General features: G+C 46.1%; 14 protein-coding genes. 4 read left to right on the top strand and 10 right to left on the bottom strand.

Annotated elements, in window-relative coordinates; all coding sequences use genetic code 11:
- Window positions 1-30: 30 nt before the first annotated feature.
- From BT112_RS10260 to BT112_RS10240, 5 genes are all read right to left on the bottom strand, one after another.
- The gene (locus tag BT112_RS10260; RefSeq protein ID WP_072317285.1) at window positions 31-2,433 is read right to left on the bottom strand and encodes a polysaccharide lyase 6 family protein; all 2,403 of its coding nucleotides are present in this window, start codon (window positions 2,431-2,433) and stop codon (window positions 31-33) included.
- Between the two features lies 1 nt (window position 2,434).
- Complete coding sequence (locus tag BT112_RS10255) at window positions 2,435-3,931, bottom strand: RagB/SusD family nutrient uptake outer membrane protein (protein ID WP_072317284.1); 1,497 nt, start codon at window positions 3,929-3,931, stop codon at window positions 2,435-2,437.
- Window positions 3,932-3,942: 11 nt separating this feature from the next.
- On the bottom strand, window positions 3,943-7,077 hold the full coding sequence (locus tag BT112_RS10250; protein WP_072317283.1) for a SusC/RagA family TonB-linked outer membrane protein: 3,135 nt from the start codon (window positions 7,075-7,077) through the stop codon (window positions 3,943-3,945).
- Window positions 7,078-7,321: 244 nt separating this feature from the next.
- Entirely contained in the window at window positions 7,322-8,035 is a 714-nt protein-coding gene (locus BT112_RS10245) for a FadR/GntR family transcriptional regulator (protein WP_072317282.1), read from the bottom strand.
- A gap of 275 nt (window positions 8,036-8,310) precedes the next feature.
- Entirely contained in the window at window positions 8,311-10,116 is a 1,806-nt protein-coding gene (locus BT112_RS10240) for a glycoside hydrolase family 2 protein (RefSeq protein ID WP_072317378.1), read from the bottom strand.
- A 665-nt stretch (window positions 10,117-10,781) separates the two neighbouring features.
- Between BT112_RS10240 and BT112_RS10235 the strand changes: the two genes are divergently transcribed.
- Complete coding sequence (locus tag BT112_RS10235; RefSeq protein ID WP_072317281.1) at window positions 10,782-12,254, top strand: Gfo/Idh/MocA family protein; 1,473 nt, start codon at window positions 10,782-10,784, stop codon at window positions 12,252-12,254.
- A gap of 242 nt (window positions 12,255-12,496) precedes the next feature.
- Complete coding sequence (locus BT112_RS21495) at window positions 12,497-13,126, top strand: DUF4833 domain-containing protein (protein WP_139276115.1); 630 nt, start codon at window positions 12,497-12,499, stop codon at window positions 13,124-13,126.
- A gap of 120 nt (window positions 13,127-13,246) precedes the next feature.
- Here the strand turns inward: BT112_RS21495 and BT112_RS10225 are convergent, their stop codons facing one another.
- The 5 genes from BT112_RS10225 to BT112_RS10205 form a co-directional block, all read right to left on the bottom strand.
- Complete coding sequence (locus BT112_RS10225) at window positions 13,247-14,578, bottom strand: alkaline phosphatase family protein (protein WP_072317280.1); 1,332 nt, start codon at window positions 14,576-14,578, stop codon at window positions 13,247-13,249.
- A 10-nt stretch (window positions 14,579-14,588) separates the two neighbouring features.
- Window positions 14,589-15,992: a hypothetical protein gene (locus BT112_RS10220; RefSeq protein ID WP_072317279.1), complete on the bottom strand. Its 1,404-nt coding sequence runs from the start codon at window positions 15,990-15,992 to the stop codon at window positions 14,589-14,591.
- Between the two features lie 9 nt (window positions 15,993-16,001).
- Complete coding sequence (locus BT112_RS10215; RefSeq protein WP_245777020.1) at window positions 16,002-19,106, bottom strand: TonB-dependent receptor domain-containing protein; 3,105 nt, start codon at window positions 19,104-19,106, stop codon at window positions 16,002-16,004.
- Window positions 19,107-19,342: 236 nt separating this feature from the next.
- Entirely contained in the window at window positions 19,343-20,233 is an 891-nt protein-coding gene (locus BT112_RS10210) for a FecR family protein (RefSeq protein WP_072317277.1), read from the bottom strand.
- Window positions 20,234-20,333: 100 nt separating this feature from the next.
- Window positions 20,334-20,849 carry an RNA polymerase sigma factor gene (locus BT112_RS10205; protein ID WP_072317276.1) on the bottom strand — a complete coding sequence of 172 codons (516 nt, stop codon included), beginning with the start codon at window positions 20,847-20,849 and terminating at the stop codon, window positions 20,334-20,336.
- A gap of 277 nt (window positions 20,850-21,126) precedes the next feature.
- Between BT112_RS10205 and trxA the strand changes: the two genes are divergently transcribed.
- Together trxA and BT112_RS10195 are read left to right on the top strand one after the other, a co-directional pair.
- Window positions 21,127-21,420, top strand: coding sequence for a thioredoxin (gene trxA / locus BT112_RS10200; protein ID WP_072317376.1), 294 nt, complete (start codon window positions 21,127-21,129; stop codon window positions 21,418-21,420).
- 421 nt (window positions 21,421-21,841) lie between these two features.
- Window positions 21,842-22,894 carry a linear amide C-N hydrolase gene (locus tag BT112_RS10195; protein ID WP_072317275.1) on the top strand — a complete coding sequence of 351 codons (1,053 nt, stop codon included), beginning with the start codon at window positions 21,842-21,844 and terminating at the stop codon, window positions 22,892-22,894.
- The last annotated feature ends 30 nt before the right edge of the window (window positions 22,895-22,924 follow it).

The following is a 22,924-nucleotide window of genomic DNA, read 5'->3' as shown; positions in this document are numbered from 1 at the left end:
TATAAATTCCGGACTGTTCTTTTCATGATGTTACCTGAGATCTTTATTTCCGAGCAGTCCTATATCGGTTTTATCAGTTCCCGCATTTTTCAGAGGGGATCCTTCTCCGGGATCGAAATTGAGGGTGTCTTTCCATAAGGGATCACTGTGAAGGATTGTTCCCGACACCGCTCCCCCCGTAAGTTTAACGGTTCCGGACTTGTATATCAGCATGTTGGTCATCCTGTTTTTGGGTCCCTGTAATACTGCGGGATGCCTGATGTCCGGACTCCCGGCAATAACGGAATTGGACAGGTTTACATAGACGATTCCCCTGGTGCGCAGCATCCTGCCTTTTTCATGATTATCCACGTTGTAAAACACACAATGATCTATGTCCAGCTGTCCGCCTACGGTAGACTCATCGTTTCCTCCGCGATAATAGTAGATCGCAAATTGTCCGAGATTTTTGAACAGTGTATTTCTTATAGCAATAACCGCTGCGTTATATTTGCCTTTATCATCTTTTTCATAACTCAGGTTGAGCCCCCGTTGACTGTTTTCCAGGCGACTGTTTGTAATGCGTATCGTATCGGCAAACGTGCCTTTATAGGCTTTGAATATGGCACCTGTTTTTTGGGTAAAACCATGAAAGTAAACGTCATCAATAATCAGGCGATAGGCCAGCGATCCGGGTACTGTCGGGGAGATAATCCCGTATTTCACAGGCGCTTCCTTTCCCGCATCGAGTGCTACACCCTTTAGGGTCAATGCTTTTCCGTGTGCTACGCGAAAGAAATAATCGGGCGTACTTCCTTTTGCCGGTCGTATGACCGTTTCGGAACTGCCTGTACCCCTGATCGTGATTTTGTCCGTTACCGCCATGCCCTTATCTATCTCGTAAATTCCTTTTTCCAGTTGCAATACGGTATGATCTCCCGCTTTTTTAACCGCTTTTTCCAGCGTATTCCGTCCGGGGGCGACCTTCACGACTTTTAACGCTTCTGGAACTTCTGCGTCCGGCGTATCCGGCTTTTTTTCGGGCATCCATGTTACTCCCGGACGTATCCGCAAAGCCAAAGGAACTTTTTCGTTACCCGGGATCACGGCTCCTGCCCGGGTTCGGGTGCGAACCGTTCCGGTAATATCTGTTCGTACAGGCCGTGCAGAAGGTTCTGCCACCAACAGTGAATCGCTTAACGGAATGGGGTATACTTCAAGGTTTTTCCATGATAATTCCACAGGGTCTACCCCTTTTACGGATATTTCAGCAGGCCCCTGGACTTTGTTCCCGGAAAAGCATATTCCGGATATATCGTCGAGTACACGAAATATATTTTCACTGTTTTCGGTATAAAACAGGTTATTGGCAAAGATCGTATTTACCGGGGTCGATGTGCGCTCTTCGTCACTTCCCGCACCTAATTCCAGCGGAGCGCAGTTTATAAAGGTGTTATGCTGTATCGTAACATCCTTCACCTGGTTATATCGGTTCAGCGGTCCGTCGGGCACACCGTTCATAATGACGAGCGGTGAGCGGAAACCATCTCCCGTCAGCCCGGCAAGCAGGTTATTCTGTACGATATGCCCTTCGTTAATGACCCGGATCCCTCCGGTATGGGGTTTACGGTTTCCGAGAAAGATATTCCCTTCCACAAGGCAACGGTTGCCATGTCGCAATACCAGCCCCCCCTCACTCTCGATAAAGAGATTATTGCGATACATATTGTCACAGGACTTGTTGGAAATGATCTCCACCTCCCCGTTGCAACGTTCAAACAGGTTTTCTTCCACTACCGTCCGGGAAGATTCCAGAGAGGTATGGCTTGTTCCGACTCGTATCGTTTCTCCGCCATTAGCCCCGAGAGGCGGGCGATGACCAAACAGATTATTATCGATACGATGATGATTTTCCAGATTTATCTTATTGTCTTTCAGTCCTACAATGAGCACCGGCCCCTGATTGGTCTTACCGGAAAACGTACAGTGATCCACCCGGTTGTGCTGTCCCCAGAGTTCGACCCACTGATACTGCAGGGAGCGATCGTCGGGATTATAATCTGTTACGGCACAATTGGTCACCCTGGAATAAAAAGCAGGCTCCTCTTTATTTTTCCGGAAGGTAATTACGGGCTTCCCCTCCGTATTTCCTTCCCGGAACCATAGTCCCTCCGTATGAAGGTATTTCCCGGCCATAATAAGCCTTGATGTTCCGTTGAGGATTACACCTCCGGGAGTCTCTGCTTTCAGTACGATATGTTTGCCGGGGGCTCCTTCCGCATAAAACCGGATTTCCGTGTCGGTCCATACTTTGTCGGCCATGACTACCGTATCTCCGGGAGTGGCTTCTTTCAAGGCCTTGTTCAGTGCTTCAGCCGTACTTACGATATGATGTTGTGCGTGCAGACACTGAACCAGCAGTGTAGACCAAAGGCACAGGTATATATGTTTCATATCAGTATCCGATATTTTGGGCTATGGAAGGATTCAGGTCTATTTCGTACTGCGGAATAGGCAGTAGGAGCTGGTATTCTTCTATAGGATTGGTATTGAACTGCGGTCTGTCCGGATCGTTATACTGATCTTCGGTTGCGAAATGGGTATTCATCACGGTCACGGCTCTCCCGGTACGCAGCAGGTCGAACCATCTTTGATTCTCAAAAGCAAACTCCAGTTTCCGCTCTGTTTCAAGAGTGAGTTTAAAATCGAAATAACTTCCCACTTCACTGTCTTCATATGCGACCAATCCGGCACGCTCATGAACTTTGTTGAGCAATTCCACGGCTTCTGGCGTCGGACCGCTGATCTCGTTAATGGCTTCGGCAAGCAGGAGCATCGCATCGGTAAAACGGATGACCGGCCAGTCGTTGCCCGCATCATCTACCGTGGCAAACTCCGAATTGTACTTCGTGATGTGTTTGCTCTGGTTTACGATGCCATTATATCCTATCCAGGTATCGGCCATTGACACTGCTTTGCGCTCATCCCCTGCCATATAGGATTCCGACATACTCGTTGCCGGAACATTGAGTTCGTCCCCGTTACCGCGTACTACAAAATCGTCGCTTTGCATCGGGGCAAAATAGTTGGCAAAGGGCGCACCCAGCCCTACGCTTCCCGTCTGGTACCTTACGGCATACAGGATCTCATTATTGTATTCGTTGGATGTATCGAATACCAGGGCATAATCATCGAGATATGAAAACGGGCTGTTATATACCACATCGGACAGTTCGGTAATGGCACTGTTGATATTTGCCGTTCCCCCGAGGGTGAGCAGCGCTTTTCCAAGCTCCGTTTTGGCCGCCCATGCAGTGAGTCTTCCCAATGCAGCACCGGTGGCAGTAGCCGGCAGGTTCTCGGCTGCAAAGCGCAGGTCTTCCAGCAGAAAGTCATAAACTTCCTGCGGGGTACTCCTGTCCATTGTTTTGGCCTCGGCACCGGACACCGGGTGATCTACGATAAAAACACCACCCCAAAGCCGTACGAGATTGAAATACATATGTGCCCGGAAAAAACGGGCTTCTGCCTCGTAATGTGCCGCAAGTTCGGGGTCATCTACCACATCGATCTGGTTAATGACATTATTAGCCAGGGAGATGACCCGGTAGCAGGCCCTCCAGTAATCTTCCACGTGAATATTTTGTGAGGTGAGCACAAAACGATCGACCTGCCGGAAGGGCACATTGGCAGTTTCACTGTTTCTGGGGCTCATATACGTATTGTCCGAACGAAGCTCGGTAACAATCCACTCCTTATCGAGAACGTCATACATGCCGTTGTAAATTCCTACAACAGCAAGATTGATCTCTTCGGCATCTTTATAAAATTCGTCGGCACTGATCTCGGATATCGGATTCAGGTCCAGTTCTTTGTCGCAGGAAATAAACCAGAAAGCTGCCGAAAGGCTGATCAGGCTGACCATACGGGTATAAATACTGTTTCTTTTCATGTCCCTCGTTTTTAAAAATTAATATCCAGTCCCAGTGTGATCTGTCTTTGCACGGGAAAAGCTCCCCGCTGATACCCCGATATAAGGGGTGAGTTATACACCCCGCTCGTAGACATGGCCTCCGGATTAATTCCGAAGAAATCGTCTGCCATGAGATATAAAAGGTTCTGGCCCGAAACAAAGAACCTCACCTTATCCAGCCGGATCTTATTTACTACCGACTGCGGCAGGGAATATCCGAGAATAACCTCGCGAAGGGAGATGTATGAGGCATCCTGGATAAGATAATCGGTAAGTATCCAGTCTCTTCCCAGTTTTTCACGGGGTTTGGTCGCCGCAAAATTCTCGTTAAACCAACGTCCTTCTACAAAATTCCGATGCAGATACCTGGGTTCGGTATAAAATCCGTCCCCGTAGAACACTTCGGCCCCGTGAGATCCCTGAAGAAGAAAGTACAGATCGAACCCCTTGAATGTAAAGGTATTGCTGAAACCCCAGGTAAAATCGGGGAACGGGCTTCCCAACGTGGTGCGGTCTTCGGCAGTGATCACGCCATCACCGTTGATATCCGCCACACGGATCCCTCCTACTGCATCTTCGGACGAGCTCGGGAGTGTAGCCAGTTCTTCGGCATTCTGCCATATCCCGGTCATCTTGTACCCGTAAAACTGTATGGCCTCTTCTCCTACCCGGGAAATATACTGCTCATTGCGTTCGCCCTGGTTGATAAACTGCTCTTCTCCTCCAAGAGAAATAAGCTTGTTGCGGTTTGCAGAAAAATTGACATTTCCGTTCCACGAAAAGTTATCCGACCCGAGGTTAGCTGCCAGAGCCAGTTCGAATCCCTGATTCTGAATTTTTCCCACATTATTCCAGTAATTATCACGACCGGTGATAAAAGACACATTCTGTTGCAAAAGAAGTTTATCGGTGATCGAGTAATAATAATCTCCTGTCAGGGTCAATTTATTCTTGAAAAAACTGATATCCAGACCGGTATCATACTGGTAGGTCTGTTCCCAGCTGATAGCCCGGTTTCCCAATGTAGGGTAGGTCTCGCCAAGCCCCGAAGTCACCGATCCGCCACTTTCACCCAACGAATAATTGGCAGGATAGAGCAAATTGGCAAAGGCATAATTTTCGATATTGTTATTTCCTGTCATACCAAAACTGGACCTGATCTTGAATTCGTTAATAAACCGGACATTATCTTTCCAGAATGTTTCTTTATGCAGGTTCCAGCCGACGGAAGCGGAGGGGAAAAAACCGTATTTGTTTTCCGGTCCAAAAAGGGAGGAGCCGTCATAGCGTGCCGCCACGGATGCCAGGTACTTCCCTTTATATTCGTAATTCATCCGGGCCAGAAAGGAGACGAGCCCTATTTCTTCTTTGTTGGTATAGGTGTCATCGGCATCGATGACCGTAGCGGCATTAATGGTTTCGATAAGATCGGTCGGGAACTGGGTTCCGCTGATCCCTGTTCGCTTTATCCCGGTATATTCGTACGTTGTTCCCAGCAATGCATCCAGGCGATGATCACCCAGTTTCTTCTTATAATTTAAGGTGTGTTCGGTGATCACCCTGTTTCGCATATAGGTCGTATTGAGTCCAAGAGATTGCCCTGTCCTGTTGGCAATAGACTTCCGGAACAGTTCGTAATCGCGGTACTGGAAATAAAATCCTACGGAACCCCGGTATTTCAGATCGTCTGTAATATTCCAGTTGGTAAAACCATCGGCGACCATCCTGTAATCGTATTGCATCCGCTCCTCGTTTTCCATACGGGCCATCGGATTGTTGTTACTGGACCCCCAGAGTGACGGTACGGTAAACGTCCGTTCCTCCCCGTTTTCATCTGTATAGTTATAGGTCGTATTGTTGAAATGGCGCGGATGTGCGTAAGATCCCAGCGGCTGGCCGGTAAGTTCGGCGGTGAAGTCGTTATGCCGCACAGGGCCCCATTGCAATGCCCTCGAAAAATCGGAAAACGGTACGGTAGACCGTCTCATACGGGAATAAGAGGGCCGGAAATTCACTCCGATCTCCAGGTCGTCCGAAAGTTTGGTACTCAGCCTTCCCTGCAGGTTGAACCGGTTATTGAAATTATCTTTCAGCAGTCCTTCATCTTCTATCCATTGCGTGGAAATATAGTAACGGGTGTTACTGTTTCCCCCGGAAACGTCAAACTGGTAATTTTTGATATGTGCTACTCCGCGCTGGGATTCCGCAGCCCAGTCGGTTCCCCCGGTACGGTCTGCGATAATCCTTTGTGCCATTTCCCTGTCGGAATGTGTCAGTACGGACGGCGTTGTCCCGTTTTGCGCAGCATTGTAGTCTTCCACCAATTGTCTTTCTCTAAGCAGCATATCGGTGTACTGGTAAGCATCCAGCACATCGATCTGTTCGTAAGCCTTCTTGAACCCGGTGAACGTTTTGAAAACATAGCGTGGCTGCAGGCTCCCGTTCTTCGTCGTGATCAGGATAACCCCGTTAGCTCCCCTGGAACCATAAAGGGCCGTAGAACTGGCATCCTTAAGTACTTCTATGGATTTTATGGTGCTGGGATTGATAAACTCCAGGGCATCCGCAATAGGAAAACCATCTACGACAATCAACGGAGACGTATTGGCACTTATAGAACTCAGTCCACGAATATTGATCTGCGGAGCAGTCCCTACTTCAGATGATACATTCTGGATCTGTACCCCCGCAATTTTTCCCTGTAACGACTGGTCGACCCTGCTGTAAGGCAGCTCGTCGAGGTTCTTGTTTTCGAGACTGGCTACCGCACCGGTGAGACTCGACTTTTTCTGCGTCCCATAGGCAATAACCACGACCTCATCGAGCTGGGCGGTATCTTCACGGAGACTGACGGTCACCGAACGCTGATCGGTAACGATAATATTTTCGGAGACATAGCCCACATAAGATATGGTGAGCACATCTTTTTCGGAAACTGATAATGAAAAATTTCCGTCGAAATCGGAGGTCGTTCCCCTCGAAGCATTCACGACAATAATATTGGCGCCAATAACAGGGAGTCCGTCTGTAGCAGAGATTACTTTGCCGGTAAGTGTAAAGGAATCCTGTGCGTACAGGAAGTTTATACTCACAAAAAAGAGGAGCATACAAAATCTGGCTTTCATAATTTAGTTTGGTTTTGAATGGTTCTGGCTTACTGCCTATTAAGCACATTTCCATTGCAAAACAGATAATTATGAAGCAGATCATTTTGTTAAAATAATCTTTTCCTTAATTTTGCAAATGGTAGTAGTACTTAATATCAGCACTATTATTATTCTTCTGACACAAGAAGTTTTTTTTAAAAAGGATGAGTAGGCAGCTCATCCTTTTTTATTTTTTACTTCATACTCACTGTTCTTTTCGGGGTTAACTGTAACAATAATTTTTCAGGTCCGCAAAATGGAGATCGATCGCTTTTTCGGCTCCTTCAGCATCCTGGGCCTGTATGGCATCGAAGATCTCCTGGTGTTCCCTGATCAATTTCCGGGCTTCTACATGGCTACATATTTTATTGCTCATAAAGTAGGTAATAATCTCCGGAACAATAATGAGCACCAAGGAGTGCATCACACTGTTATTACTGGCTTCCACCAGTTTCAGGTGGAACATCATATCTTCTTCTACGGCACTCTCCCCGGTGAGCAACTTGTTCTCAAAAGCTTTCAAAGCTTCCTCCATGTGCCGGAGATCTTCGTCGCTCCTGCGTTGCGCTGCCAGCCAGACCGCATTTTTTTCAAGCATGATCCGCGTTTCTACCAGCGATTTAAAATCGGGTCGCTGCAATTTCAGTATATCGCGCATCATCCCGTTCAGCGCCGTGACCCCGAGGTTGGAAACTACGGTACCACTTTTCGGTAATGTTTTCAGCAAACCGTAAAACTCCAGCTTCTGTATGGCCGACCGTACCTGGCTGCGGCTAACGTTAAATTTTTCCGACAGCTTACGCTCCGAAGGTAACCGGTCTCCCGGTTCGAGCTGCCGCGAAGTGATCAGGTCTTTTACCTTGTTGATAATAAGCTCCTCATCGGTCATAAACGCTTCCTGCGTGTCTGTTAAATTCTCTCTTTTTAAATCCAGCATATTCGACTAAGTAATGTGGTCAACCAATCTGGTTGACCAATTTGGTTGACCAAATGTACACATTATTTTTAATAATACAAGAACTAAGAAATATTTTTTTTGAATTATCCTTAAATATTACATTCAAATATTAGGAAATAGACATTATATGAATTTTCAGGTTTAGGGAGACACTTTTAATCATCCATAAAAAAAGCGGAAAAGAAAGGGATTTTCCCATTCTTTTCCACTTTATTACCGGTGAAACATTTCCGGCCGTAATATTGCAGATCTATTTACAGGCTGTTGATGACTTCCTGGTTGATCTGGCGCACCCGTTTTACATCTACCTTATCTTCCTTTCGGTCATAGGTCATCAATCCGTTTACCTCTCCTTCGACATCGGTCGTCTGGGTATATACAGCTCCTGAGAACCCGGAGGGCACGAGTTTTTTCAGTTTTTCCGCGAATTTCACATATTCGTCCGTAACTTCCTTACTGTTTTTAAATTGTACGTATCCCCAGTTGTTGTCGGGTTTCCATAAATGACCTTTCATAGGCAGTCCTATACCGCCGTATTCGCCCAGCACGGTTACCCTGTTGGCATCGTACAGGAAGAGATCGGGTTGCGGATAGCTATGCAGATCGAGAATATCACCGGTACGGAAGTGATTTCCTCCACTGGCGGAATTCACCAGGCGACTCGGATCGTATTCCTTGGTCCATTCGGTGATCTCTTCGGTTTTGAATTGTCCCCAGGCTTCATTAAAAGGCACCCATACCACTATGCTCGGGTAGGAATAGAGGTAATCCATGATCCCCTTCCACTCTTTGCGGTAAATGGCTTCGGAGCTCGCCGAACGGCGATACTCATTTCCTTCGAAATACGTGCGCATCTGCCATTCTTTCTGTATATCGCCATTGGGCATATCCTGCCAGACCAGCATCCCGATCTCATCGCAATGGGTGTACCATCGTGCAGGTTCTACTTTGACATGCTTACGGATCATGTTGTATCCCATTTCCTTGGTCTTCACAATATCGTACTTCAACGCTTCGTCCGATGGAGCTGTGTACAATCCGTCAGGCCACCATCCCTGATCGAGGGGACCAAAGTGAAAATAATTCTTATTGTTCAGCTGCATTCTTACCACGCCGTTCTCATCCCTTTTCACAGCGATCTTCCGCATGGCAAAATAGCTTTTGAAACTATCGGCAACCTCCTTTCCCTGATCGAGAAGTTTTATTGTCGTTCTGTAAAGAAAGGGGGATTCCGGCGACCATAATTTAGGCTGATCGAGAGTTATTTCAAACCCGGCATCGGCAACTGCCTTTACGGTGGTTACTTCTTTCTGTCCGTCAAAAACAGTGACTTCTATAATATCACCGTACTCGGCTCCTGCCACATCAGCCGTAAACTTCACGGTATTTCTGTCGATATCCGGTACTATTCTCAGGTTATTCACGTGTTTTTCCGATACGGGTTCGAGCCAGACGGTCTGCCAGATCCCGGTAACCGGTGTATACCAGATACCTTCGGGTTTCTTCACCTGTTTTCCGCGCGGCTGGTTTCCCTGATCCGACGGGTCCCAGACCCGCACTGTCAGTTTCTGATCGCCTGACTCACTGAGAAACGGGGTAATATCTACAGAAAAAGGTTCGAATCCACCGGTATGGGAAGTTATTTTAATGTCGTTAAGCCAGATATCCGCCTGCCAGTCTACGGCACCAAAATGAAGCTTAACACGTTTTCCCTTCCATTCCGCCGGAACACTGAAAGTACGGTGATACCAAAGAACCTGCTCCGGGCCGACTTCTTTCATCACTCCGGAAAGACTGGATTCTACAGCAAAAGGAACCAGTATTTTTCCCTGGCTCCCTTCGGGTTTACCACTTTCGCGGGAAGTAATGCTGTAATCCCAGAGACCATTTAGGTTTTTCCAGCTATCGCGTTTCATAATAGGACGTGGATATTCATGGAGGACGCGATCGGGGTCGATGCTTTCCGCCCATTTGGTTTTGATCTTGTTTCCGGCAGGCTTCCATTGGGCATAAGACAAGTGTCCCGCTAAACACAGGACCAAAAATAGTATGTAGCGCATACTTCTTTTGTTTTGCATGATAAAAAAGGTTTTAGAGTTAAATAATTCATATTGATAAATGTGTGAAGATCTCCCCGAACAGTCCCGGTAATACCTCCTTTTCCACGATTTTTATGACATGCCTAAAATACAGGGAGGAGGCTTATGGTATCTCCCCACTGCATATCATATTTTCCCTGAAACGATTCAAATTGATATTTCCCCGGAAAAACGAGACGATTTGCACATATCCTGACACGATCGGAAACATGCAATTCCGTATATTCTCTCACCAAATTTTTCGGATTGTGCTCCACAACATTAATTTGAAAAATTACGGTATTTCAAAATATTAAATTTTATAAAAAACAGTGATAAATTTAAAACTATTTGTAATTTAAGCCGGAATTTAAATACGTATTCTCATCGTACCGGACCATGTTGAGGAAATACCGCAACATTGATTACAGGTTTTAAAGAGATGTCCCTGCCAGGCCTCCGTATACAGAATAAACAGACGGATCAGAGGAAGGCCGGGGGTTAATGAAGAGACACCAATGACATTTGGGCTTCGGGGAAAGCCCGCAGTATATTGCCGACAACCGGGTTTACATATCCGGCCAGGCAGACTCACATTATGATCAGCAAATAAAGTTTTAACCCAAATAACAAAAACTGTTTTTATTATGGAAGAAAAGAATGGCAAAGGCCAATCCAACCCTTCAAATTCCAGGAGAAATTTTATAAAAAGTGCTTCTGTCGCCGCTGCCGGGTTCTACATCGTTCCCCGGCATGTACTGGGAGGCCCGGGCTTTGTTGCTCCGAGTGACAAATTACTTATTGCCGGTGTCGGTGCCGGGGGTAAAGGCGGGGATGATATCCGCAAGTTTGCCGAAGCAGGAAATGCAGAAATAGCATTTCTCTGTGATGTGGATGATCGCCAGGCCAAACAAAACAGGGAGCTGTTTCCGAAAGCCAAATATTATAAGGACTGGAGAGAGCTTTATGATAAGGAAAGTAAACACTTTGATGCCGTTTCGGTAGGAACTCCGGATCATACACACGCTATCATAGCTTTCCACGCTATGAAAATGGGAAAACACGTGTACGTCCAGAAGCCGCTTACCCACGACATTCATGAGGCTTACATGATGGGAGAAGCTGCAAAAAAATACAAAGTAGTTACCCAGATGGGAGATCAGGGATCTTCTAACGATGGTATCCGCACCATGAAAGAATGGTACGAAGCCGGACTCATCGGGGAAGTACATACGGTAAATTGCTGGACAAACAGACCGGTATGGCCTCAGGGTATTAAATGGCCCGAAGGAAATCCTCCGGTTCCGGCAGGACTGGACTGGGACCTGTGGTTGGGAACCGCTCCTTACCGTGATTACCAGGATATGGTTGTACCGTTCAACTGGCGTGGCTGGTGGGATTACGGTACCGGTGCACTCGGAGACATGGCATGTCATATCGTCGGCCCGGTATTCAAAGTCCTCGATCTCGGATTTCCAACCGAAGTAAACTGTAGCGTAAGTACGCCTTATGTAGACAACTTCAAGGCAGGTTATTTCCCGGACAGCGCACCGCTCTCTTCTTCCGTTCACTTCAAATACGAAGGAAAAAAAGGTGAAGAGATCAAACTGAACTGGATGGACGGAGGTATTCAGCCCGAACGCCCCGAAGAACTGGGCCCCAATGAAATCATGGGAGGACGCAACGACCTCGGTAACGGGGTTATTTTCGAAGGGACCAAAGGAAAAATGATGTGTGGGGTTTACGGAGACGATGCCCGCTTATTGCCTACAAGCCGTAACGAAGGCATTAATGTTCCGCAAAAATACAAGCGTATCCCGGGACAGGCCAACGGCCACTACAAACAATGGATCGATGCCTGTATCGCCGGTCACGGGCAACAGGAAGTAGATTCGCCTTTCGTAGGTTATGCCGTTCCGCTCACTCAGAGTATCCTTATGGGTAACCTGGCCATCCGAAGCTTTAACTACAGGGAAGAAGTGGAAGGGAAAATAAAATACCCGGGAAGAGGCATTACCCTGCAATGGGATGGTAAAAACAGAAGAGTAACCAATTTCGAACCTGCCAACCAATATGTGAAACTCGATTACAGAGAAGGATGGCCGGAATTGAAACTCTGATCCCTCAACAGCATACTAACCGGCGTAAAAACCATACAGATAAAGCAGGCCCCGGAGGATACACTTTCCGGGGCCTGTTTTTTTATTCTTCTTCTCTGCATTATCCGGTTGTTTTTCCAAAGTCTCTGTTTACCGGACAGAACCTTTTTACGACTCGTTTTTCGGATCTTTTTATAAATTTCATACAGGTTCTACCCTTCAAAAGAACAAAAAAATATATCTTCGGAATCAAGAACAAAATTATGATCACGGCAAACATACATCCGCATATCTGGCTGGTACTCTGTTGTTGTTCCCTCCATGTGAGTGCGCAGTATCAACCCGATAACGACTTCGGGCAATCTCACCCGGACCGCTATACTATTGTTTACCGGCCCCTTAGCAGGGATATTCCTTTACAGGACGATTATCCCATACCGGAAAAAACTCCCACACGCCTGTTTTATATACAGCATAGTAATAATCACAACACCTACGTATATGATGCCCGGATGAAAGGCAGGTCTATAGACCGCGAAGATCCCGTAGATGCCTATCGGATCGTCTATACCGAAGGCGGCGTTAAAAAACCCCTGAATATCGCACAGCGAAAAATGGCGTATGGTATGGTAACGGATTATGTAAGTCCCGATTTTTTTGCCCTGCATCTCGCAGCTTCCAAGAAACTTGAGTTTTACCTGACCCTGGACCGTCATGGAAAGCCAAAGGTCTATACCACCGTAAAAAACCGGAAAATATACCTGGACCGGATGTTTGTAAAACTCAAGGACAAAACAGCCGGGCTACACATCAAAGCCGACTGGATATTATTTGAAGGTAAAGATTTCCATACTGCGGAAAAGGTCAGTATAAAAATTGTACCGGAGGATTAAAACGGAAAACCCACATGATCCCCGAAGCGTACGGCGCCATAAAACAAAGCCGGAAACTATATCGTCCCCGGCTCCGCTCAAGACCATTGTAAAAAGAAATCAGTACTACGAGATGATGGGTTATTTTTTGTCGTTTTTCATAATTCCGGGATAGACGACCCCTTTAGCATCCGGCAACTCCATTTTCAATAAAAACGCTATCATCGCAGGGATATCCTCCATTTGCATATAAGTGATCCTTTTTTGACTTGAAAAACCTGCTCCGAACCCTATAAAACCGGTATATATATTATGAAAATCGGGATAGTAACCATGTTTTCCGCCTGTCTTTTCCCGGAGTAGCGAACCTTCCGATTCATTGTCGAAACAAAAACCATCATTGGCTGATATGGCCAATGAGACACCGGGAACCGTTTCCATCTTTGTCAGCATTTCCCCGGTTATCACACGAAACATGCTTCGCTGACTCATCGGTAACCCGAGGAGCATATCCTTAACCCTGGTTACGGTATTTTTATCTCCTTTATCTCTGAGGTGTAAAAAAGCAGAACCACCTGTAGAAAAGAAAAAAGCTTTGTCGTACAGACCGTTTTGTTTGAGCCAGAGGTTTGGTGAGATCGAGGTATGCGTGGTTACGAATCCGTGATCGCCTGTAATGATAATTGCCGTTTTGTCCAGGATACCTGCACGTTTCACCGCGTCGTATATCTCTCCTATGGCATGGTCCGCACCTGCAACCGCCCTTTTTACTTCTTCTCCTTCTCTCCCGCTTTTATGTTGAGCGCCATCGGTATTGGGAAGATGTACAGTCAGGAGATTGGGCCTATACTTTTCTACGAGGTAAGCAGCGATCCTTCCGAGATTCCCGTCCATGCGCAGCGAAGACAAATTATATTCGTCCCGGTCGAGTTTTCCGGTAGCTTCAGACACGACCTCTTCAAACAGCCCTTCCGGAGTAGCATATTCTGCCGTAGCTCCCCTGCGGTCTGCAGGGTTTTCAAAAGACCATATTTCCGGAATATTGTAATCGATATAGGGATTGTTTACCGTAACAGGCCACGAAACCGAAGCTGTCGACCATCCTTTTTCTTTAGCGGCCTGCCACAGTGTCCTGGCTTTCACCTGGCTGAAATCATAAAACCATTTCCCGGGTTTACCGTTGTCCATGACTTCCGTATTGTAAAAAATCCCGTGATCTGCCGGAAAAACTCCCGTAGACAATGTGGTATGTGACGGATAGGTTACCGAAGGGAAAATCGTACGGACTTCATCGGCATACACTCCTTTCTCGGCTAATATTTTCATATGGGCAGCAGGCCAGCCCTCTTCCTTATAAAACTCAGGACGAAACCCGTCCACACTTATCAAGATAACGTGTTCTACTTCCTGTGCTTTAAGCGCGGTGAAACTAAAGAACAATACGTAAACGATAGTAAAAATATAATATTTCATGATCTGTATGTTAAAAGAACGGTACTACTTCCGATGCTGTTTTGTTTTGTACGATTATCCTGTTCATATCTGTTTCTATGGCAATACTGCCGTCAGGTTCCGTACTGAAATTATCCATTCCTCCGTTTCCCGGAATAAAGGCGGGAAGCTGGGCTATAATATATGCATCGGGAACATTAGGATTATTGTCCTGCTCTGTCTGTGATACGGGATATTTGATACCCAGGTCGGTAAGCCTTCTCCCCTCTCCTATGAATATTTCCTGCCGAAGCAGGTATACCTGATATAACAGCTCATCTACTCCACCGGCATGTGCTATATCCGAAAGGGTAACACTGGTACCGGAAACCGTATGTACTGCTATATTCCCGGCCTGCCGGTCCAGGATAAGTCCCTCCCTGAAAGGGCCTGTACTGTCAAAACGAACAGGCACTGCCGTAAGCGGATAATCGGTACGGTTCCCGCCATTTCTCGTTTCACCGCTATCATCTACCCGGACTACAGGGCGTTCCCCCACAAGTATGAGCAGTTTTTGCAATACCTCCCTGGCTTTACCCGTGTTTTGTTCGGACAAATATGCCTCGGCCAGTATGAGATATGCCTCTTCTGCTTTAGCCAGAGCTACGGGTTTCTGATCTGTTGTCGGAGGTCCGACCGCATAATATTTCGGATCGAGAAAATCCAGCCGGGGTAACGGAGCCAGACGGTTGGGAAGGGCATCAAAAACGGCATTCTGCATTTCATTACGCACTCCGTTTTGTCCGTCAAATTCGATCTGATAAAGTAACGATGGGTCCGACAGCGATATCTCTGCTTCGCGTACGGCATGGGTCACATCTCCAAGACTGCGGTATGCCCGCGCTTTGAGCAGGTGATAAACCTGTATGTTTTTCGGGTCGGTCTCCAGGCTTATGGCAGCATCCAGGTTGCCCACCGCCAGGGTAAGGATCTCTCCGGACGTCAGCATTTTTCCCAGATTGGCTTCGGGCAGGCCCGTAAACAACTCTCCGCCGAGAATATTGGCATACCCGAGGCAAAAATGCATAAAAGCCTCATCTTCTGCCGTTGCCGAAGCATCTGCGGTAATCACCTTATCCAGGCCGTATACCGCCATTTCACGCAACGCCTGAACATCGGCCTGAAGACTATTGACATCCACATCGAAATAATCGATCTGGGGGATATCAAATACTTTGCTGTATTGTGAGTAATTATTGAAGTAATTATCGGAAGTGATAGCTACATTCACATTCACGGTATTCGTAGTCACGGCAAGCTGACGTTTCAGTCCTACTACCCAGCTGCTTACCGAATGAGGGTTTTCCAGGTATACATCTTCCGTCACATTAGGATTCTCCACACAGGAGAATGCACAAATGATAATAAATACTAAGTATATACTTTTCTTTCTCATGGTGCTTTATTAAAAATTAATTTTTACAGATGCCAGAAATTGTCTTGGTGCGGAATACGTGGCATACGAAATTCCTCCCGTACTTGCCCCGCCCTGTCCCTGGGCAGCCCCGCTGATCGTAGCTTCGGGATCAAATGTCGAAGACGCAAAGTTCAAGGGATTAAGCGCTGTAATTCCGAAAGTCAGCGACTTGTAGAATGCTTTTTCACGCGGAGTAAGGTAATAGCTCATTCCGATAGTGCGTATTTTCAGAAAGTCTGTCTTTTCTACAAAACGATTGGTGATATTCAACCAATTCCTCCTTCCGTTGACTTCTATTTCTCCTTCAGGGACAAACTGTTCGGAGGCGCCGTAATAATAACGGAACTGAGCATCCCAGTTTGCGGCATAAGCTCCGGTCTGGTAGGAGGCATTACTGAACAGGCTGAGGTTTTTATATGAAAAATTGAGTCCCAGGTTACCAAAAACTTCAGGTATGGTAGATCCGAGATACGATTGTGGCGTTGTTTGTTCCAGGACACCGTTATCGTCAAAAACACCGTAATTACCACGGATAAACCCAACGGGATACCCTTCCTGTACTACGGTCTGCAAGGTTCTCGAACTAAATCCGTTGATATTGAATGCCGGAGCCCCTCCTGCGTCTACAACTTCGTTATGAAGCGTATTCAGGGAGGCATTAATGCTCAGCGTTATGTCTTGGGTCTGTACCGGTACTATGACAGTACTGATTTCCAGACCATAATTCTCGATCTCGCCGATGTTGTACAACTGGCTTACCCTGTATCCTCCGGAAGGAGCAGGCGGAACGTAGAACAGGGCATCCCTGGTCAGTGCCCGGTAATAACCGGCAGACACATTGATACGGTTATTCCAGAAGCCAATATCGATACCCGCTTCTATTGTAGTGGTTTTTTCGGGTTTCAGATTATCGTTTCCGGGCTGCCCGAAAAAGGCGGCCTGCGCTCCCTTAAAACCATCAAAAGAAATTGTTTTTTCATTAGCATACGCAGGAGGCAGGTTTCCGGCAATACCATAACTGGTTCTGAATCGCAGGGAATTCAACACCCCCGGTTTAAACCAGGGCTCAGAGGATATCATATAAGAAAGTCCTGCCTTCGGATAGAATTGCGTGCCTATATTGTCCCCGAAAGCCGGGTTACGGTCTCCCCGGATCCCCAGATCCAGAAACAGTTTATCTGCATATCCTATGTTTTCCTGCAGGTAGACCCCGTAATTCAAAACTTCATTCAAATATTCATCACTGTCCTTTATAGCAGCGTCACTTATCGTCTGTGCGCCATCCCGGATATTACTTCCGCTGTAGAGTATCTGCCTGTCTCTGGTCCGGAAAAACTGCCCCCCGACAGTAGATATCAGAGAAAAGTCGCCGATTTCATAGGTATGCTGGGCGGTAAGTTCCAGGGTAACCCCGAGATAATTGCGCTGTACATTTTGTATACTGCCCTGGTCTGTGATCTCCTGTCCCCGGGTTGCCGAAAGATAGGCATTGGTCTGCACGGTATTTTGATCCTGCATCCGGAAATCGATCCCCCCGGTAAACTTTAACAGCAGATTATCTACGGGACGGTATTTAAATATCTGCGACGTAGTAAAACGGTTTACCACGATGTGATTGTCCTGGAGTTTTTCGGCATTATCCACGAATTCTCTTATCGCGGCAAACTCCTCTCCGGAGAGTTCATCGAGCCTGTTATTAAAGCCCGGCCCCGTAATGGAAGATGCTCCGTCTTCGGCAAACCAAAGCCCCGTATAACCTCCCTGGTTACCGTTACGGTTTCTTTTATACCTGTTATACACATAAATAAACGAACTCTCATAATCTATGTTATCCGCAAGTCTGGCACGAAAACCGGTACTGAAATCTGCCTTCTGGTTCTCATTCTGATCGTGTATCTGGACTCCTGAACTGTTTAAAAAACTTCCGGAAAAGTTATATCCGAACCCGCTTTCGCTTTCTCCGTTGACATTCAACCTGTATTTCTGATAGGCTCCCGTACGAAACAACAGGTCTTTAGTCCGGTTGAAATACAGAAAATCCGTAGTTGGCGTTTCAAACCCCGATTCGGCTTGCAGAGTAAGGTTCGTACCGGGCCGTCCTCCTTTTTTAGTAAATATCTGTATCACCCCGTTGGCCGCGTCAGAACCGTATAGTGTTGTGGCTGCCCCTCCGTTTATATACTCGATTTTTTCTATATTATCCATAGGAATATCAGCTAGAGCACTCATGGAAGATCCTTGTGAACTTCCGCCCAAAGCGGAACGGGTATTGAGATTGTCCAGCCGCACCCCATCGAGGTAAATTATGGGTGTTGAATTTACAAACGCAGAGTTGACTCCTCTTGCACGGATAATCGAAGTGGCTCCTGCCTGCCCTCCCGTAAGATTGATCTGGGCATTAGGCAACTTCGCCGACAATTGCTGATCTATTCGCTGCGAAGGAATTTTCTCCAGTTCTTCCGCATTGATCGTGGTTACCCTGGTAGACAACCTTTTTTTACGCACATCGGCTCCCTGACCGGTTACCACTACTTCATTAAGGCTCTCGAAAGCAGGCTCCAGTCGGATAACCATATTTTCCCGGTCTTCGGATACCCGGATTTTTTGAATTTTGTATCCCAGGTAAGATACCTGTATCTCTACGGGAAAAACATCCGTATGAAGCTCATAATTACCGTCTATATCGGTCACAGACCCCTTGTCCGTACCCGGTATGAATACACTGGCACCGAAAACCGGAACATCGTTTTCATCGAGTACTTTTCCCTTTATCAGGCCCTGCTGAAAATCTTCGGACACGGTATGTATTCGTCGCAATGCTATCGTAGAGCCTTCTATCAGGTAAGATACAGGGGCAACCTCCTCCAGGTTATCGAGGTTCTGGCGTACATTCAGGTCTTTTTCAAACCGAAAGCCGGTTACGGTGACATCCCGGAATTTTTCCGGATCGTAAACAAAGTTAATGTCCCGGTAATTCGCTTTTATCACTTCGAGAATAACACCCAGTTTCCGGGTTCCGTACAACGTATCCGTAAGATGGCTGTTAACAGCAAAAAGAGGGGTGGAAAATATGAGGATACAACATATTTTCATGCAGAAAAATTGTTTCAATTTCATTGTATTACTTGTTATTTTTGGTTTTAAAGCAACTATCGCAAGGGCCGTAAGCGGTAGTTACACATGATGGTCAGGATGACCTGGTTTACGATCATCGTTTTTCATACTTCTTTACTTGAAATTTCTCATAAGATTTGCTATGTTTGGTTTTTTATTTATTACTTGTTAATAAATTTCCGAAGAGGGAAATCGGGCCGGATTTTCCTCTTTTTTTATTTACAGGAATCGGATATGACCCGGTATTTACCTGTTGTTATTTTCTCTATATGTATATTGTGCGAAAAGCCTATGATCCTGAAAAACCCGGAAATGTCATCCTCCATTTTGAAGGTCCCTGTAATATGACAGGTTTTCACTTCCTCCGGATCGTAAACTAATGTTATTCCGTAATAGTTTTCTATTTTTATGAAGAGGTCCTCCAAAGGAGTATCATTGCACCGGATGAGAGAAGAGGTCCAGGAAACCGCATTTTCCCGGCGGAACTTCCTGACAACACCCTGGTTATTTTCAAAGTTATACTGGTACTCTTCTCCCGGGTATATCTTTTCTTCGGGACCGTTCTTCACTCCTACCGATACCTTACCCGAATACAGGGACACCCTGCTATCCGGGTTTTCGTGATAAGAATAGACATTAAACCGGGTTCCGAGAACCGTCACCCGAAGAACCTCCGTTTCTATTTCAAAAGGATGAAGGGTGTCCCTTGAAATATCAAAAAAGGCCTCCCCGCTAAGTCTTACCTTTCTTTTTCGGGAGGTGTGATAAGTCAGGGACGAATGACGGTTCAGTATCACTTTCGAGCCGTCTTCAAGGGTTATATGTCTGGGGGTATTATTTTCATTGGCGATGCGTATTTCCTCCGAACCGGGCATCAAATACCATCCAAGACCAACGGAAATAAGTACAACAAGTACTGCTGCAGCTGCTAAACGGTAAAAAGCATATCGTTCTTTCCGGATTGATTTTCGTATACGTGTCCATATCCTGTCCCGGAGTATTTCATCCTCCGGTTCCGTATTTCCGGACGATTGCCAGACCCATTCGGCCTGTCGGTGAAATTCGCTTTCCTCATAGTTACCGGAGGGTGTCGTTTTTTCTTTCATATTTTAAAAATGAATACACTTGATATTCGATTTCTAAAGCCCTTTCCCCTACCGATTTACCTTTTCTTAACGGTTTCTTTAACCTCAAAAAATATTGGTTTTACATGGATTCCACCTCTTTTCTGATAATCCTGATCGCCTTGGATATCTGGTTCTCCACAGTTTTTACCGAAATATTCTTATACGCGGCAATTTCTCCCCTGGTGAGCCCTTCCAATCTATAAAGGGTAAAGATCTCTTTACATTTGGCAGGTAGTGCTTCCATGGCTCTGAGCAGTTTTTTACGGTATATTATCCCGTTTTCCGAATCTTCATCATCGGAAAAGGTCTGAAGTTCGGATACAAAACCGGTAACATATATGTTTTTTTTCTTCTTCAGCGTGTCCAGAATATGGAATTTGGCGATCCTTACCAGCTGTGCTTCCAGGGGCACTTCGTCCGAGAGTTTATCCCTGCCCCTGTACAACCGTAGAAAAATGTCATGAACCAGATCCTCTGCTTCCGGAGGACTTCCGGTAAAGTGTAAGCTTAGAAGATATACCCTTTTATAATACCTCAGGTAGATATGTTCTAATGCCTTCTTATCTCCTTTTTTAAAACCTGACAGTAAAGACATACACCACGACATTTAAAATTCAATTTCAAATGTATGCCCGTTTATATCTTCCGGTGTTTGCAGGAACATTAAAAAACTTTAAAGTTATTGTTAGACGCTCCTTTTATGTTTTAAAATGTAAGTTTTTCCTCGATTATAACGAAAGATTTAAAGACAGGAGTTTTTCATGTAACCGAAGTCACTGTAAAATTTCATGAATTTGCAGAACTTTGTACCCATGCTAAAAAAGCATGAAAAATTCAGTAACTTTAAGTAGTACGAATATATTTTGAATATTATGAAGTTTAATGAGATCATAAACCAGGACAAGCCGGTACTAGTCGATTTTTTTGCCGAGTGGTGCGGCCCGTGTAAAATGCAGGCCCCTGCACTTAAGGAGCTTAAGGATCGCATAGGAGACACGGCAACTATTATCAAGATCGATATCGACAAAAATCCGCAGGTAGCTGCAACATACCAGGTGCGTAGTGTGCCTACGCTGATTATTTTTAAAAACGGACAGATCCGATGGCGGCAATCGGGAGTATTTCCCGCCCATGAACTGGAAAGACTTATCAGGGAAAACCTTTGATCGTTTTGTTACCGGGCTCACTCGGAAGCCCGGTAATCCTTTACAGGTATTCTTCTCTTGCTCCGAACTGCCCTGGAGAACCATTGTTTTGAAGCTTTAATGGTCAGACGCCTCCTGTACTAATCTCTTCACAAAGCAGCCGCTTTCGCCCTGATGTCAAAGCCTTTTTTTATGTCCTTTCATCTGAAGGACACCTACCGAAACACGAAAGCGGTGAAGCAATACTTTTTTCTTTTTGGAATATCCGAGGTACAAATCGTTTTAAAATGTGTATTTTAGTGAGGGTAATATCAAAGCTGTGCTATGCCCCCCACCATTGTTTTGGCTATCTTTATCTTGTCTCCGGGATCTGAAAAAGATTGCTGAGCTATAGATCATCGGCTACGGACTTTAATTTAACTATTGCTAAAAAACATTTCTCATGAAAGCGAAACGGATCATCTTCCTATGTATTCTACTGATGCTGTCTTTCAGTTATTATCAACACCTCAGCGCTTGTACACGTGTCGTCTACAAGGGCTCCGACAATACGGTGATTACAGCAAGATCGATGGATTGGAGAGATGAGATCGATGCCAATCTCTGGATGTTTCCCAGGGGAATGGAACGACAGGGCGAAGTCGGCCCTGCTTCTATCGGGTGGACCTCGAAATACGGAAGCGTGATCACAAGCGCGTGGGATATGGCTACCGTAGATGGTATGAATGAAAAGGGACTGGTGGCCAACTTACTCTGGCTGGTGGAATCGGAATACCCGGATTTTGATCCCAAAAGCGGTCAGAAAGGACTTACCATATCCGCCTGGGCACAGTACGTACTGGACAATTTTGCTACGGTCAACGAGGCTGTGGAAGCACTCGCCAGGGAAGAATTTGTTATTGTTTCCGACTATATTCCCGGGAGCAAAAAATTTACAACACTCCACCTCTCCCTTTCCGATGCCGGAGGAGATAACGCTATCTTCGAATATATCGCAGGCAAACTGGTTATTCACCACGACCCTTCGTACACCGTTATGACCAATTCACCTGTTTTTGAGCAGCAACTTTCCATCGACGGTTACTGGAAACAGATCCCCGGTACTACCATGCTTCCCGGAACAAACAGGGCTGCCGACAGGTTTGTCAGGGCTTCCTACTACATCGATGCTATTCCGAAAACCGACAATACCCGTGTCGCCGTAGCCAGTGTATTCAGTGTCATAAGAAATTGTTCGGTACCCTTTGGTATTTCTTCAGAACAGGAACCCAATATATCCAGTACGCGATGGCGCTCCGTAGCCGACCAGAAGCATAAGGTGTATTATTTCGAGACCGTACTGACCCCGGACACTTTCTGGGTAGACCTTAAAAAATTCGACTTTTCGAAAGGAAACCCCACCCGGGTACTTCGTCTCGACAATTTCAAAACATACAGCGGAGAAACATCCGCGAGCTTTGCCGTAGCCCGGCCTTTTGCATTCAAAGGTATTTAATTTCTTTCCAGGCGCTTCGCTACCACAGCC

Origin of the sequence: Sinomicrobium oceani, assembly GCF_900119185.1 — a bacterium.
Lineage (GTDB): Bacteria > Bacteroidota > Bacteroidia > Flavobacteriales > Flavobacteriaceae > Sinomicrobium > Sinomicrobium oceani.
Note: the sequence above shows the minus strand (reverse complement) of the source record. Positions and strands in the feature narration are given on the sequence as shown.

What these genes read in the sequence shown, in the direction of transcription:
- BT112_RS10240 (WP_072317378.1), bottom strand. Translation starts at nt 10,116, where the DNA reads ATGCGCTACATACTATTTTTGGTCCTGTGTTTAGCGGGACACTTGTCT.
- BT112_RS10220 (WP_072317279.1), bottom strand. Translation starts at nt 15,992, where the DNA reads ATGAGAAAGAAAAGTATATACTTAGTATTTATTATCATTTGTGCATTC.
- BT112_RS10210 (WP_072317277.1), bottom strand. Translation starts at nt 20,233, where the DNA reads ATGAAAGAAAAAACGACACCCTCCGGTAACTATGAGGAAAGCGAATTT.
- trxA (WP_072317376.1), top strand. Translation starts at nt 21,127, where the DNA reads ATGAAGTTTAATGAGATCATAAACCAGGACAAGCCGGTACTAGTCGAT.
- BT112_RS10195 (WP_072317275.1), top strand. Translation starts at nt 21,842, where the DNA reads ATGAAAGCGAAACGGATCATCTTCCTATGTATTCTACTGATGCTGTCT.
- BT112_RS21495 (WP_139276115.1), top strand. Translation starts at nt 12,497, where the DNA reads ATGATCACGGCAAACATACATCCGCATATCTGGCTGGTACTCTGTTGT.
- BT112_RS10245 (WP_072317282.1), bottom strand. Translation starts at nt 8,035, where the DNA reads ATGCTGGATTTAAAAAGAGAGAATTTAACAGACACGCAGGAAGCGTTT.
- BT112_RS10215 (WP_245777020.1), bottom strand. Translation starts at nt 19,106, where the DNA reads ATGAAAATATGTTGTATCCTCATATTTTCCACCCCTCTTTTTGCTGTT.
- BT112_RS10260 (WP_072317285.1), bottom strand. Translation starts at nt 2,433, where the DNA reads ATGAAACATATATACCTGTGCCTTTGGTCTACACTGCTGGTTCAGTGT.
- BT112_RS10205 (WP_072317276.1), bottom strand. Translation starts at nt 20,849, where the DNA reads ATGTCTTTACTGTCAGGTTTTAAAAAAGGAGATAAGAAGGCATTAGAA.
- BT112_RS10255 (WP_072317284.1), bottom strand. Translation starts at nt 3,931, where the DNA reads ATGAAAAGAAACAGTATTTATACCCGTATGGTCAGCCTGATCAGCCTT.
- BT112_RS10235 (WP_072317281.1), top strand. Translation starts at nt 10,782, where the DNA reads ATGGAAGAAAAGAATGGCAAAGGCCAATCCAACCCTTCAAATTCCAGG.
- BT112_RS10250 (WP_072317283.1), bottom strand. Translation starts at nt 7,077, where the DNA reads ATGAAAGCCAGATTTTGTATGCTCCTCTTTTTTGTGAGTATAAACTTC.
- BT112_RS10225 (WP_072317280.1), bottom strand. Translation starts at nt 14,578, where the DNA reads ATGAAATATTATATTTTTACTATCGTTTACGTATTGTTCTTTAGTTTC.